This window comes from Microcoleus sp. T3_B1 (assembly GCF_036700445.1).
Lineage (GTDB): Bacteria > Cyanobacteriota > Cyanobacteriia > Cyanobacteriales > Microcoleaceae > Microcoleus.
In genome coordinates, this window is sequence record NZ_JAUBOX010000017.1 from 14,109 (window position 1) to 28,459 (window position 14,351).

Genomic DNA, 14,351 nt, shown 5'->3' on the forward strand with positions numbered 1-14,351 from the left:
CGTCGGGCGTGGTTGCGATATTATGAGTGGCGAGTTATAAGTTGCAAGTTATGAGTTAGATGTCTGATTCAAGACTCTACTCTACTCGCAACCCACAACTCTATCCCTGTTCCTCTACTGGCAAAGTCGAAATTGTGCTATCTCCGCAGGAATTCTTGAAGCATTAGGTACGCTAGCACTTGCCGGAACGAAGATTCCCAGGCCGTAACTGCAACCCTCCGCCGTCTTGCATTCCCCAGGCTTAGCACTGATTTGATATTCGCCTTGGGATGGGGGAGTAAAAGAGATTGACGCCAGTTCGCCTGTTTTTTGACTCACAGCGATTTCCTGACCGCTGGCATCCTTGAGAGATAAGTTTAAATCCTGGCAATTTCCGTCGCAAGTGGCAACAAAAACATACTCCACATTAGGATGCAGTGTTGCTCTAAAAGGAGATGAAACTTGCTTGCGAACTTGGCCCAGCAACGGCACAAATACTAATTTTTGACCGTTGCCTTTCCGCTGGTCAACTTCTGTTTTCAAGCGACAAACAACCGTTTTTTGGTCGTTGGTCAGTTCTTGAGCAATAGCATTTCCTACGATTGCAGTACCGAGGAGCAGGGTCAGGCCAGAAATAACCAGATGTTTGAAATTCATTGATGTCCCTTAATGGTAATTTTTTGCTAATTGATTGGACTTCCACAAAGAATCTATCGGTAGGGTACGTCTCGGCGCGCCTTACTGCGACAGGTAGTGTCTAATTTAGCAGGCCTGATGCAGCACTGTCTATTTACAAAGGCAATTGATTAATTGTCCCTATATACAATCGAGATTCTGCTAGTAGACTACCAATTGCCATCTCTGACTCCATCGGGATCGACTTTGAGCTTTTTAATTTGTGCTTGAGGAATGTCAACAGATGTATCGTCTTGCTGCGGTGCAAATCCCTGATTTTCGTCCATCTCTTTGACAGACTTGACTTGAGAAAGGATACTTGAGGGTGCGACAGAGCCTTTTTGTTCGTCGTAAAGGTCGAACCAAGGAAGATTGTATTGACTGTAAGTTTTGGCAGTAACTGGCGTGTTTGGCGGTTCTTTACCAGTGATTTCCCGATACATCATGCTATTAACAATGTGGACGTATACTCTGCCGAAATTTGTCTCGTCCCAGGTGTTGATACCGTAACTATCGGGATAAATTTCTTGTTTCATTTTACCACCTGCTGCTAATCCCATTTCCGCACCACCAAATGCGATACAATCGAGAGGTGCAAAATCACTAAAGCCTCTACCTCTCAGTAATTGTGAGGGCGGCGGTTCTTCTGGAAATAACCCTGGTTTCGGATCGAATACAATGATTTGAAGGCCACCAAATTCTTCTTTACCAGTTACTTGTCCTTCGACAGTGTAACCCATACCGAGAGGCATAGCAACAAATTGGCGGATGTAACCTTCACCAGCATTGATACCATCTAACCAGGGTTGATCGGGACAAATGACATAATCTTGGTCATCAGCTTGCAGTTTTTGCTGCCAAGGTTTGCCTGAAACGGCATTGATTTTACCAACAGCAATTTTAACAGCATTGGGCCGCCAATCAACGCCTCTAAAATAAATCCACAAAGCTTCCCGTTGATACATGGGAATAAACACGCCCCCGTGTTCTTTCCAAGTTTCAGGTACTCTAGAAATGTAGTCATCAACTTTGCAGACTGGAAAATCGCCTAATCCCGGCGGTAAGGGATAGGTTTTACCGTCGTCGGGTATCCGCAAAGTGCGTTCAAAATTCAGGGAGAAGTGTTTACCGAAACAGATAGCGTTGTTTTTTACGGTGATTTCTAACATGGGGATTCTTAGATAAAGAACAATTACCACAAAATCAAAATTTCGCTCATTTGCCGTTCTGTCTAAATTGCCAAGCTGGCACAAACTTGGAATCACCCCAAACGCCGCGGCGATTTTTCTTAGCTTCGGCTTCTGCTTGTTCCAGAATACTTGCACTCGGACAGTTTTTCAAGTAAGGACGGTAAACCATTGCTAATCCTTCGCGGGTCAAAACTTCTTGGGCAAATGTGCCGTTTGGCAAGCGAACTTCGCTAACTTGGCGGCCGTAGCGGTCAGTATCGGTGACAGTCAAAACAACGCGACCACCCCCTTTTTTGACTAGCTGCTGCATTCTTTGGTGGGCTAGATTTCCCCACTTAAATTGATTTTTTTTTGCTGCTGCTTTGCTATTTTTCTCAGCATTGGTGTGCGCGACTTCCGGTGCATCTACACAGGCAAAACGCACTTTGATATCTTTCCCGGCGGCATCACTGGCGACAAGGGTGTCGCCGTCGCTGACTCGCTTGACAGCATAGTTATTCGGTGCAAACTTTTGCGGACACCCGAATAGTAGCAATAGCACAGCAACTGCACTTATGGTTTTTATTTTTGGGAAAATGGCGATTTTAAGTTGGCTCATATTTCTGTGTTTTATTTAGTTTCCATCCAATTTTGCCCAGCGTGGATGTCAACTATCAGCGGTACGCTAAGTGGCAGAGCATTTTCCATCGCACTTCTAATTTTCGGCTGCAATTCTTCCCATTCATCGGGAGGTACTTCAAAGATTAATTCATCGTGAACTTGCAGCAGCAGCCGCGCCTGATAGTTTTGCAAAATTTTGTGTACCTCAATCATGGCAAGTTTAATGATATCAGCACTAGAGCCTTGAATCGGAGCGTTGGCTGCGGCCCGCAAAGATTGGGCATCATCTCTGCTGACAGATTTAAGTCGATCGGAGTGAATGTCTTGGGGATTGCGGCCTTTTAAGTCGCGGAGGCTTTCGCTCTCGAAGTTTAAGTAACGGCGGCGGCCTAAAATTGTGGTAACGTATCCGAGGGCGATCGCCTCTTTTTTTACTTTCTCCAAAAATTCAAAAACTTTACTATAGCGAGCGTTAAATTTAGCAATAAACTCCTTGCCATCTTTGGAAGTCTTGCCCATCGATCGCCCAAACTTGATCGCTCCCATACCGTAAACTACCCCAAAATTAATCGTTTTGCCAAACCTGCGCTCGTCGGGAGTTATTTCTTCCTTTTCAAATAAAAGTTGAGCCGTCACGGTATGCACATCTCGGTTATTTTGATAAGCTTCAATTAACACAGGTTCTTGACTCAAGTGAGCCAAAATTCGCAGTTCAATTTGAGAATAGTCAGCAGACACCATCAGCCAACCTTCTTCGGGTAAAAAAGCTTTGCGAATTTGCTTAGAAAATTCCGTACCGATGGGAATATTCTGCAAATTAGGATTAGAAGAAGACAGACGACCTGTGTCTGTAACAGTTTGATTGAAATCAGTATGCAATCGCTGAGTATCGGGACGCACCCGCTTCGGTATAGCATCTACATAGGTAGAATAAAGCTTTTGCAGGGTACGGTAATCTAAGATAGCATCGACAACCTTATGGTCTCCTTGCAAATTTTCTAGGAAGTCAGCATTGGTGGAGTAGAAGCCTGTCGCAGTTTTACGAGACTTTTTGGTGTTTAGCTTGAGTATGTCAAACAGCAGTTCGCTCAACTGGGATGGTGAGTTCAACTTTAAAAGTTCACTGGGTGCTGTGTTGTCAACTTTCTGCTTAATTTCAGCCAAATTAAGGTTATTTTTTGGCAATATTTTCTTGAGATAAGGCTTTAAAATTGCACTAGGTACGGCTTCGTAAACTTTCTGAGGAACCGTCCCTAAAGTGGGTTCGATATGTTCGATTTTTTCGGCGAGATAAGCCTTGAAATCCTCAAGAGGTATGGCGTTATAAATTTCCTGCTCAATAGCTGCTAATTGCGGTTCCAGTTGATTGGAGAGTTCTTTAAGATGTCCTAGGTCTATGCGAACCCCCTGATATTCCATTTCTGCTAAAACTGGTTCTAGGGGCTGTTCTACTTCCAGCAATAACCCCTCCAAAGTTTTTCGGGGAAAGCTAGTTTTATCAGCTTCCTTCAATTCTGCTCTAAGTTTACCTACTAACTGAAATGTAGTGTAAACATCCATGCCGCAGTATTTAGCTACTTCTCCAATGCTGATGTCAGCAATTGTTTTGTTTTTTGGCACTAATTCATTGTAAGTTTGGGCAACAATGCCTAAGTATTTCTTTGACAATTCGCTGAGGCTGTGGCTAGTTTCTGGATTGAGTACGTAACTGGCTAGCATGGTGTCGAAGACGACTCCGGCTAGTTTGATTCCTTGACAACGCAGGATCGATCGATCGAACTTAGCATTTTGCAGCGCCTTGGGATAATTCTCGCTTTCCAAAATCGGACGCAAAGCATTCAAAACTGTGGCTTTGTCCAAGTTTTTGCCCGTTTTATGTCCCGTGGGAATGTAAGCGAGATCCTCTTCACCGATTCCCCAACAGCAGCCAATTCCGACTAATTCGGCGTCTCGCGGTTCGATCGCGGTGGTTTCGGTATCCCACGCCACGGGTGTAGTTTTGTCGGTGAAGGTTTGTAGCAGTTCGACTAATTCGTTTAACTGTTCGGTTGTTTGAATTATTCGGGGTTTAATGGGCAGTTTGTTTTCCTGCTGGGCGGCTTTGGTATCATCATGACTCCAAAAGGATAAGGCGTTTTCTTCTGAACTTTCAGAAGTTGGAGGTGACTTATCTATTGTGGGGTGGGCATCTTGCCCGCCCTGTTCCAAGGGCTTTTCTACACCCTCCAATGGCTGTTCTAGGGTGTTTTCCGACGAGGCAGAGCCTCTGGATATGCGTTCCCGGGCAGAGCCGGGGAACGAGGATTCTTCTTCTTGTTTTTCCTTCTCTTCTACGCCACCAAAACGCTTTTGAATTTGTTTAACTTTGCTTAAAAATGTTTTAAATTCCAACTTTTCCAGCATCGGAATCAAGGCTGATTCGTCAAAACCTATAAGCTGGCAATCTTCTAAGTTGATTTCTAATGGCACGTCTTGGACAATTGTCGCCATGCGTTGAGAATGATAAGCAGCTTCTTTGCCTTCTTCTAGCTTTTTCTTAGTTGCTCCTTTAATCTCGTCGATGGCTGCATAAATTCCATCAAGGGAATTGTAAGCTTCCAGCAATTGCAGGGCGGTTTTGTCGCCGATGCCTTTTACTCCGGGGATGTTGTCGGATTTGTCGCCGCACAAAGCTTTGTAATCTACTACTTGTTCGGGCAAAATGCCGAGTTTTTCTTTGACTGCTTCCGGGCCGTATTCTTGGGATTTGCCTTTGCCCGATCGCCTGAGTTCATCGGTACTCAAATATAATACGCTGATTTGTTTTTCGGTTTCTACTAATTGAAACAAATCTCGATCGCCCGTGAGGATTTTGACCTGATAACCCGCCGCGCTGGCTTTGTTTGCCAAAGTTCCCAAAACATCGTCCGCCTCGTAGCCGGGAGCAGTTATTGCAGGTAAATTCAAATAGGTGAGCAATTCTTGCAGATTTTTGATATCCGGCTTAAAATCTTCGGGTGTTTCGGCTCGACCGGCTTTGTAAGTGTCGTCTGCTTCGTGGCGAAATGTGGGTGTGGCGAGGTCAAAGGCGATCGCCATGTACTGGGGGTCGTGGGCCGCCATTACTTCCAGCAGCGACTTGAGAAAGCCAAAACAGACGCTGGTGGGAATGCCTGTTGTCGTTCGCAAGCCTCCGTCTCGACTTTTGGCAAAGGCGAAGTAGGAGCGAAAGGCCAGAGAGTGGCCGTCAACTAAGATGAAGATGGGAGCTTGATTTGCCGACACAGACACAAATACCGATCGCACGAAAGGATTTTCTCATTGTACTCAGTTGTCCGCCTGCATTGATCGACCGGAAGGATGGCCCGCAGACTTGAGGACGCTTGACACTCGATCGGATCTCGGCTTAATGTGCAGCTTGGCTGAGAATAGTACAAGATGGTGAAATACCTCACACTAACCTTGCGGTGAGCGTGTAGGCTTCGTGTCTCATTTGCCGTTGCGGGCGTTGGGGATATCCATTGCTGAATATTCGTCACTCAAGACGATCCAAGTCTTACACAGCATAAGAAGGCTTTGCAGCCTTTATCCCTTCGTAGGGAACCCACGCAGAAACCCTGTTTCCCAAGGCAAAAAACTATTCCGTATGACAAACTTGGATTGTATTTCAAATTAGGACGTATCCCAATAACCAGCGGTCTGTCTTTTCCCCCTTTCTCTCGCAGTTATCCTTGGTAAGCATACTACTGCTACTGTGACCTGTTGTTTGCAGCCGAGTGGGTGGGTCGCAACCACTTATATCTTACCATCTTTTTGTGAGAAATCAGGAAATTTTTGATTATTTCATAGACCTTGCGAAAGCTTATATCCCAACGCCCAATTGAGTACAATTACAGCGTGGGACTTACGCCAATTGAGTTAAGTACGATTCCCTAGGGGATAGCTTCGCTTCACGCGAATTTACCAACACCTGCCCGAAGCCTATGGCTGACATTAATCGATGCTACGAAATCCTCGAAATTGAGCCGGGAAGTTCCCTAGAAGAAATTAAGCGCGCTTACAGGGATTTAGCGTTTGTGTGGCATCCCGATCGGTTTGCCCACAACGATCGCCTGCAACAAAAAGCTCAACAACGATTAACAGAAATTAATGAAGCTTACCAGGAGTTGGTGTTATTTCTGAGTCAGCCTGAATCAAAGTCGATCGAACAACAGTTTCAGCAGCCACCGCCCCCTGCGCCGGAAAAGCCGCTGAGAAGGCGTTCTGCAAAATCAGCCGCCAAGCCTGGTTCCCAGCGCCGTCAAACCCGCCCAAAAGCCCCCTCCAAAAAATTTCTAACTCAAAAAAACTCTTCAAGCAAGAAACGATTTACCACTCACAATAGCCCAGCGTGGCGGGGCACAAAGCAACCAGGGCGAATCGTTGCGAGGAAAGCAGGGCCATCTCAAAACTATCGAAAGCTTACTTCGAGAAGGAAAACAGAATTTTCAACTCAATACTCAAAACCACGAATCCCGCCGAGGGAAGTGCGGCCATCTCAACACTATTCAAGCTTCCCTTGGTGGCCGCTGGCAATCGCTGTGGCGAGTTACGCTTTGACCGGTTGGATTTTGACGAAATCAGCGGCCCCGCTGTGGATGTGGGCTTTAATCTGCGGTGCAGATTGGCTGTGGGCCGCGATTTTGCTGGCGGAGGGTTCGGCAACGCCTAGAGTGTGGCTGGCGGCGTTAGTTTTGGCTGGGGCGGTAGGGGGGTCGATCGCTGGTTTTCAGGCGGGAGGAAGGGTCACAGGGGCTGCTTGGGCAGCAGTTGGGGCTGGTTTGGGGGCGATCGCCAGTTCCGAGGCCCAGTATCGGGCTGTGGCTGCTGTTTTGGCTGTAGGGGGAGTGGTGGCAGTGGTGGGATTGATGGCGGGAACGGTTTCTGGGAATTGGGTTAAGGCGTTGGTGGCGGCCGTGTGTTGGGCGATTGTCGGCTTGATGTGCGGGCTGGCGACGGAACTAGGCGTCAATTCTGGCGGCCCCGTCGGGCTCCGAGGTGCGATCGGGCTGGGGATTGGGGCGTGGGCGGGGGTTTTTGCTGGGGCGGGTTCGGGGGATCTCGTCCAAGCTTTGGCTATCGCCGGATCTAAGGCTGTTTATGGGGCTTGGGCTGCGATCGGCATTATTGCTGGAGTTGTGGCCCGGATGGTAGCCGCAGAAAGGTTGATCCACACCAGCAGCGGGCTTTACACGGTTATCCTGTTGGTGGCTACTTCCGGTTTTGGGCTGTGGCTGGGAAGTTGGTTGGGCGATCGTATCTTTTGAATTAGTCAGTTGGCAGTTGTCAGTTGTCAGTTGTCAGTTGTCAGTTGTCAGTTGTCAGTTGTCAACAGTTAACGGTCAACAGTCAACAGTCAACAGTCAACTATTCCGGAGGATTGCAACCGGAATTGATGTAAATCCCAGCACTTATCGCTTTTCAGCAGCGCTTCAAACTCAGCCCTTGGCAAAGCTGGGCTGAAAAGATGGCCTTGAATTTCGTCGCATTCGTACTCGCACAAAAAATCAAGTTCTTGCTCATTTTCTACCCCCTCAGCCACCACCGTCATGTTCATGCAGTGTGCCATTTGAATAATCGCTATTGTGATCGCTGCATTTTGGCGATCGTCTGCAATATCGCGAATAAAACTCTTGTCTATTTTGAGCGCATCAAACGGAAAGCGTTTTGGATAACTCAAAGAAGAATATCCCATTCCAAAATCATCAATTGCTATCCTAATACCCTGATCTTTCCACACCGTAAAAGCTTTAGCTGCTGCAATTTCGTCTTGCAAAACAAGACTTTCCGTCAGTTCTAATTCCAAACACTGGGGATCGAGATCGGTTTCTGTTAATATCTCCCTGACTCTTTCCGTGAAATTTTTGCGCTCGAATTGACGGGCTGACACGTTAACTGCCACTCGCAGGGGCGGTAAACCTGCTCTCTGCCATGTTTTAGTTTGCCTGCAAGCAGTCTCTAATACCCATTCACCCAACGGCGCAATCAAGCCCATTTCTTCAGCCATTGGAATAAATTCCCCCGGAGAAACTCGCCCCCGTTCTGGATGATTCCAGCGGACTAAAGCTTCAGCACCAATAATTTTACCTGTTTTAATTTCTATTTGCGGCTGATAGTATATTTCAAACTCTGAGCTTTTTAAAGCATGGCGCAGCGAAGTTTCTTGAAGAAGTGTATTGATGAAATAATTCGCCTTTTTGGGCGTATAAAAATTATAATTATTCCCGCCTTTTTGCTGAGATTGATACATTGCTATATAAGCATTTTTCAGCATTTCATCTCCGTCGATGCCGTCTCCGGGATACAAGCAGATCCCCATACTAGCCGTGACATAGACTTCGCAATCTTTGATAATCATACCTTGGGATACAATATCTAAAATGTTTTGAGCAATCTTAGCCACATCCTGTTTTTCTGCAACTGGTTTAAGAATCAGCGCGAATTCTGCCGCTTCCAAACGAGCAACAATATTAATGTTTTCCATGCAGTTAGTTAGCCGCTGGGCGATGCTGCAAAGCACCGAGTCGCCGATATCGTGTCCCCAGGTACTGTTAATGCGGTTGATTTTATCTAAGCTAAGCGTGACAACTGGAACGACTCCTGACAATTCTTTTTGACCATCTAATACTCGACTTAACTTTTCTCGCAAAAATGAACGATTCGGCAGGTTGGTCAAGCTGTCATACTGATGTCTGTAGAGTGCCAGTTGAATAGTTGTGTGCAAGTTTTTTTCTTCAAAGGGCTTGACAATATAGCCGAACGGTTTGGTACTATTGACTCGTCGCAAAGTAGTTTCATCGGCATAGGCTGTCAGATAAACTACGGGAATTTGAAAGCGCAAGCGAATTTCTTCGGCTGCTGTAATGCCATCGATTTCTCCTTGCAGGTTAACATCCATTAAAACTAAATCCGGGCGGAACTTGGCGGCCGATTCAATCGCTTCTTCTCCAGAATATACCATCCCAGTTATTCTATATCCTAGAGATATCAAACTGTCGGAAATGTCTTCCGCAATGATGCTCTCGTCTTCAACTATCAGAATTTTTTTGTTTGACACTAATTTTTCTCCTCCGAGTGCAATTTGGGTTGACAAAAGGTTATTCTAAAAGTCGTGCCCGCAGTTTCTAACAGTTCTATTTCCCCCCGGATTTGCTTGACTAAAGACCCGACAAGTCGCAAACCCAAGGTTCGGGCTTTGCGATAATCTAAGTCTTGAGGAAAACCAATTCCGCTGTCGCTCACGGTTAGCACGCAAACTCTGTTATTATCTAAAGTGAAATCTATGTTAATTTTACCTTTAACTTGTCCTTTAAAGGCATATTTGAGGGCATTTGTTACAAGCTCGTTGATAATTAACCCGCAAGGAACGGCCGTATCAATATTGAGTGAACACGGCGCAATATTTGTTTGCAAGTTGACGCCTTCTGCATGATTTTCATAAGCTTGGAATAAATTGTGGGCGAGATTTTGGATATATTCAGCAAAGTCAATGTTTGACAAGTCTTTGGATTGATACAATTGTTCGTGAACCAGGGCCATTGATCTGACTCGGTTTTGACTTTCTTTTAACATTTCACTAACGTGGCTGTCTTGGATGTAGCGTGACTGAAGTTTGAGCAAACTGGAAATAACTTGGAGGTTGTTTTTGACACGGTGGTGAATTTCTTTGAGGAGAACTTCTTTTTCTGCGAGGGATGCTTTGATGCCATCTTCGTCGCGCTTGCGATCTGTAATATCCCGCACTACTGCTTGAATTACTTTTCGTCCGTTAATTTCCATTGCATTTAACAGCACTTCAGCGGGAAATTCTGAACCGTCGAGTCGTTTTTGTACCCAGTCAAAGCGACAGCTACCTGTTTGCATTGCTGTCGATATTCTCTGTATTGCTAGACTGGATGAGTCTTGTCCGCTAGGCTGAAATTGTGGGGAAAAGTCGCTCAGTTTCTTGCCGTAAAATTCTTTGGTGTTGCTACAGCCAAATATTTTTAAGGTAGCGGGGTTGCAGTCAAAAAACTCCTTTTCGTCAAGCAACATTACTGCGTCGCTGGTGGCTTCATAAAGGCTACGAAATTTGTGTTCGGATTCTTGCAGCGAGCAGATCAATTGGTTTTTGAGAGCTTCTGCACGCTTGCGGTCGGTAATGTCTATTCCTACAGAAACTGCTGCGGTTCCCTGATGATATTTCTGAGCTACTATCAAATAGTTGCGGACGAAACCGTTAATTTCTATTTCTATTTCTTGGCAGGTTTGCTGAGATGAACTGTTAAAAAAAATTCGGATCAGTTCTCCGAAAGTCGAGCCTTTGTCGAGAAAGTTGATTTCTTGACCGACAAAGCTTTCAGGAGACAGGTTGAATGAGGTTGCTAAGTGCTGGTTGACTCCAATATACCGCAAATCGGAACTGATCCAAGAAATCAGTCCGGGTACGGCATCCAAGACGGCGCGAAGTTGGTCTGTAGCTTCTTGGAGTGCTTGTTCCGATCGCTTGCGATCGCTAATATCTGTCGCCGTTCCGCACAACCCTAAAATAGCGCCGTTTTCAGCTTGGTTGACGATGCTGTTGACGCGCAGGTGGACGGGAGTACCGTCTTTGCGAAGGTGTACTGTTTCGTAAGGAGAATTAGCGGTTTGTGGCTGAATTTTGGTTCTCGCTAAAAGTTGGGCAAATATTTCTCTTGGTCTATTTTCTTGATCGGGAACTAAAAAATCGGTGAAACGCCGTCCGATCATTTCTGGCGGTTCGTAACCGTAGATGCGTTTGGCGGCGGAATTGACAAAAGTCAAGAGGCCTTCAATATCGATCGACCAAATCAATTCTTGGGAGGTTTCTACGAGGTTGCGGTACTTTTTTTCGCTTTCGGCAAGTGCTGCATTGAAGACAGCCGTTTGCTGCTGCAGTCTGTCTTCTAATTCTTGATTTGCCGTTTCCAGAGTGGCGATGGACTGCTCGCGCTCGGTAATTTCAGTAGAAACACCGACGGCGCCGACAACTTCGCCGTTTCCATCTCGCAGGGCTGCCGATCGAATTTCGTGAATAAAATGCCTCTCTCGGACGTTCCAAGTGCGATCGTTTCCTGCTAGTACCTCAGCAATATTTTCTAAGATATCTGGCTGGCTGCTGTAAACTTCACAAATCGACAGCCCGACAGTTGCACCTGGTTTGAGTCCCAAATTTTCTAATCCTTTCCCTGCTGCAAGGGTTAACTTGCCGTCTCTGTCTGTGGCCCACAGGAAAATTGGGGCACAACTGACGGCGGCGTGAAGGGTTTCGTTGGCTTGTTTGAGCCGAGCGATTTCTGCGTGAAGCAGATCCTGGGTGGTGTTTAATTCTACCCTTAGTCGATCGGCTTTTTGCTGCCAACTGGCAGCAGTAGCGCACATTTCTGGGAGATTGCGGGAACGACAGATGGATTGGTTGCAGTGTGACATGGTTGCTCTAGGGCGCACTGTATATTTAACCTCAGCCTATCTTTTAAGCATAAACTTTTTAAGTCAAATATTACAATTAGCAGGAATACTCCTCCGACCAAGATGCGATATATTAAAGCTACTTTAAAGGATTCAGAAATTGAGGCTCGCTCAGGCTTTCCGGCGACAGTTCACAAATTGATAATAAGCTGAATAAGGCCGATGCGTCGGTATTTTTACGGTCACTATTTGTAGTAATGCAAAAAGAAGTTCCGCAATCCTCGGCTTGCACAAGAACTGGGATTGTAAATTTATTATATTTGTTTGCGTAGATTCACGCACCGAGGAATCTGGAATCGGGAAAATAGAAATATAGGCAGCGCCTGAATGGTTAGGAGGTACTTAATTTGTGAAAATCATGAAGTCGATTCCCTCTTCTTTCTGCCTTCTGCCTTCTGCCCTATTCCCTATTCCCTATTCCCTATTCCCTATTCCTCTTTCTTCCATCCGCTACATCTTGTACAGTGATCGTTGCCGAACTTCCTTCAATTAACTCCCCAAATTTTGACAGTTTTGTCTAAGCTGCCGCTGATAATAGTTTCACCATCGCTGCTAAAAGTAAGACAAGTAACAGAGTTTTGATGTCCGCTGAGAGTGTGAATATTTTCGCCCGTACTGGCATTCCAAAATTTGATATTACCATCGGCACTAGCAGTGACAACAGTGAGTCCGTCGGCACTAAAGGCGATCGCATTTATCGAGTTAAAATGCCCGGCCAAAGTGATTGAACTATCTGGATTCGATAGCGGCCGCAGTTGAATATTTCTGTCCCAGCCGCCAGTAGCCAAAGTCTGCCCGTCTGGACTGAAAGCCAGACAATTCGCGTAACCCTTAATTGTTTGGAAGCATTCTCTGCTGCGGAGGTTCCACAGTTTAATTGTACCGTCAGAACTGCTGCTAGCGAGAGTTTGTGCGATCGGGCTAAAAGCAAGACTAACAATTCCTGCTTTATGAGCTCCCCAAGTTAAAAGACTGCCAAAAGTACAGATTAACTTTCCCGTCTCTAAATTCCAAATTTTGATAGTAGTATCTGCCGAACCTGTGGCGATAACTTGACTATCGGGACTGATAACAATTGCGCTAATTTCCCCTTCATGTCCGAGAGAAGTATGCCGCAATTCTCCTCCTTGCCAAATTTCGATCGCACGATGTTTCGGAGTATTTCTGCTTCTCACAAAAACTTCGCTTTCTTGGCAAAGGACAAAAGTTTCTTGAGCGCGGGGATACTTGTCAACAGTATAGAGTATTTCTCCTGTATCTACATCGCAAATTCTAATTATTTTGCCGTGCAAACTCGCCGTGCGAGATCCTCCGGGACTAATCGCAACATTTGTGCCAGTTTTCACACTGCGAATGGAGTCAAAAAGCTTGTAAGGCACGAATTCTTTTAAAGCTTGGCGCACTAGAGGTTCTGTCCTCGATCGCAAAATTAAATAAGCAACTCGCTGCACTTCTGCTGCGGGGTCAAGCAGCGCCTCAATTGCTAAATTTAAACCAGCGCCTCCGTATTTAGGAGCATCTTTAACAGCGGCAATCCGAGCCTCGATACTAGGACTGTTGAAGCGCTGCTTGACTCCGGCGATGCCTCCCAAAACTGCGGCGGCGATCGGGATTTGACTTTGGCCGCCGAGGACGGCATCATATTCTCTAGGTTGATTAGAATTGTCGGCCATCATACGATTTTAGATTTTAGATTTTGGATTTTAGATTTGAAGAATTGGAGGATTGAAGAAAGCGAACTCACGCACGGATAAATCGGGGCAATTGTTATCGGATACTCTGTTGTGATTTTCTGAACCTATGAATCCGGGGGCTTGTACCCGGGCTGCTTTCTGTGACGCTAAAACCGGGTTTAAGAGCACAATTTCTAACTTCTTGACTCTTGCTGTTTATGCTATTATAATCAAATCAGCGTTTTACACAAAAATCCGAAAGTGATATGTCACACTTCACAACTATCAAGGTTCAGATCAAGAACGGCGAACTGCTGCATCAAGTGTTGGAAGAGTTGGGTTATCAAGTAGAGTCCAATGTGCAGGTACGGGGTTATCGGGGTGACAAAACTAATGCCGAGTACGTGATTCGGCAATCCAATGGTTACGATTTGGGTTTTCGCCGCAGCGGAGAGGATTACGAATTGGTGGCGGATTTTTGGGGCGCTCGAATTAATCAGCAGGAATTTATCAATTCAATCAGTCAAAAATACGCGCGGAAAAGTTTGATGGCGGCGGTGCATTCAGAGGGTTTTCATGTTGAAGAAGAGGAAACTTTGGCAGATGGAACGCTGAGAGTTGTAGTTGGTAGATGGGTTTAAGACTCGCTCTGGATTAACTGGTAAGCTATTTGGCATTTAAATTGAAGATGGAGCGCGGGCAGGATGCCCGCGCCACAAAAGTTTAAGTAAACCCTAGCTTAAAAATT

9 protein-coding genes are annotated in these 14,351 nt (G+C 45.8%); 2 read left to right on the forward strand and 7 right to left on the reverse strand.

The genetic code is table 11. From position 1 onward, the window contains the following. Nucleotides 1-114 precede the first annotated feature (114 nt). The 4 genes from QT990_RS11715 to QT990_RS11730 form a co-directional block, all read right to left on the reverse strand. A complete protein-coding gene (locus QT990_RS11715) occupies nt 115-636 on the reverse strand; it encodes a hypothetical protein (protein WP_333142604.1) in 522 nt (173 codons plus the stop codon). A gap of 188 nt (nt 637-824) precedes the next feature. Beyond that, on the reverse strand, nt 825-1,823 hold the full coding sequence (locus tag QT990_RS11720) for a hypothetical protein (RefSeq protein WP_333142603.1): 999 nt from the start codon (nt 1,821-1,823) through the stop codon (nt 825-827). Between the two features lie 46 nt (nt 1,824-1,869). After that, the gene (locus QT990_RS11725) at nt 1,870-2,442 is read right to left on the reverse strand and encodes a thermonuclease family protein (RefSeq protein WP_333142602.1); all 573 of its coding nucleotides are present in this window, start codon (nt 2,440-2,442) and stop codon (nt 1,870-1,872) included. 11 nt (nt 2,443-2,453) lie between these two features. Continuing rightward, complete coding sequence (locus tag QT990_RS11730) at nt 2,454-5,729, reverse strand: DNA polymerase I (RefSeq protein WP_333142601.1); 3,276 nt, start codon at nt 5,727-5,729, stop codon at nt 2,454-2,456. Nucleotides 5,730-6,406: 677 nt separating this feature from the next. Between QT990_RS11730 and QT990_RS11735 the strand changes: the two genes are divergently transcribed. After that, nucleotides 6,407-7,729, forward strand: a complete 1,323-nt coding sequence (locus QT990_RS11735) for a J domain-containing protein (protein WP_333307787.1) — start codon at nt 6,407-6,409, stop codon at nt 7,727-7,729. Between the two features lie 89 nt (nt 7,730-7,818). Here QT990_RS11735 and QT990_RS11740 read toward each other — a convergent pair whose 3' ends face one another. The 3 genes from QT990_RS11740 to QT990_RS11750 form a co-directional block, all read right to left on the reverse strand. Then, a complete protein-coding gene (locus tag QT990_RS11740; RefSeq protein WP_333142599.1) occupies nt 7,819-9,519 on the reverse strand; it encodes an EAL domain-containing protein in 1,701 nt (566 codons plus the stop codon). Next, on the reverse strand, nt 9,519-11,891 hold the full coding sequence (locus tag QT990_RS11745) for a PAS domain S-box protein (RefSeq protein WP_333142598.1): 2,373 nt from the start codon (nt 11,889-11,891) through the stop codon (nt 9,519-9,521). The genes QT990_RS11740 and QT990_RS11745 overlap by 1 nt, the downstream gene beginning before the upstream one ends. A 524-nt stretch (nt 11,892-12,415) precedes the next feature. Further along, a complete protein-coding gene (locus tag QT990_RS11750) occupies nt 12,416-13,606 on the reverse strand; it encodes a WD40 repeat domain-containing protein (protein ID WP_333142597.1) in 1,191 nt (396 codons plus the stop codon). A gap of 263 nt (nt 13,607-13,869) precedes the next feature. Between QT990_RS11750 and QT990_RS11755 the strand changes: the two genes are divergently transcribed. Continuing rightward, on the forward strand, nt 13,870-14,244 hold the full coding sequence (locus tag QT990_RS11755; protein ID WP_333142596.1) for a DUF1257 domain-containing protein: 375 nt from the start codon (nt 13,870-13,872) through the stop codon (nt 14,242-14,244). The last annotated feature ends 107 nt before the right edge of the window (nt 14,245-14,351 follow it).

Bases quoted from the DNA above. Each gene is read 5' to 3' on its own strand.
- QT990_RS11715 (WP_333142604.1), bottom strand. From the start codon at position 636: ATGAATTTCAAACATCTGGTTATTTCTGGCCTGACCCTGCTCCTCGGT.
- QT990_RS11720 (WP_333142603.1), bottom strand. From the start codon at position 1,823: ATGTTAGAAATCACCGTAAAAAACAACGCTATCTGTTTCGGTAAACAC.
- QT990_RS11725 (WP_333142602.1), bottom strand. From the start codon at position 2,442: ATGAGCCAACTTAAAATCGCCATTTTCCCAAAAATAAAAACCATAAGT.
- QT990_RS11735 (WP_333307787.1), top strand. From the start codon at position 6,407: ATGGCTGACATTAATCGATGCTACGAAATCCTCGAAATTGAGCCGGGA.
- QT990_RS11745 (WP_333142598.1), bottom strand. From the start codon at position 11,891: ATGTCACACTGCAACCAATCCATCTGTCGTTCCCGCAATCTCCCAGAA.
- QT990_RS11750 (WP_333142597.1), bottom strand. From the start codon at position 13,606: ATGATGGCCGACAATTCTAATCAACCTAGAGAATATGATGCCGTCCTC.
- QT990_RS11755 (WP_333142596.1), top strand. From the start codon at position 13,870: ATGTCACACTTCACAACTATCAAGGTTCAGATCAAGAACGGCGAACTG.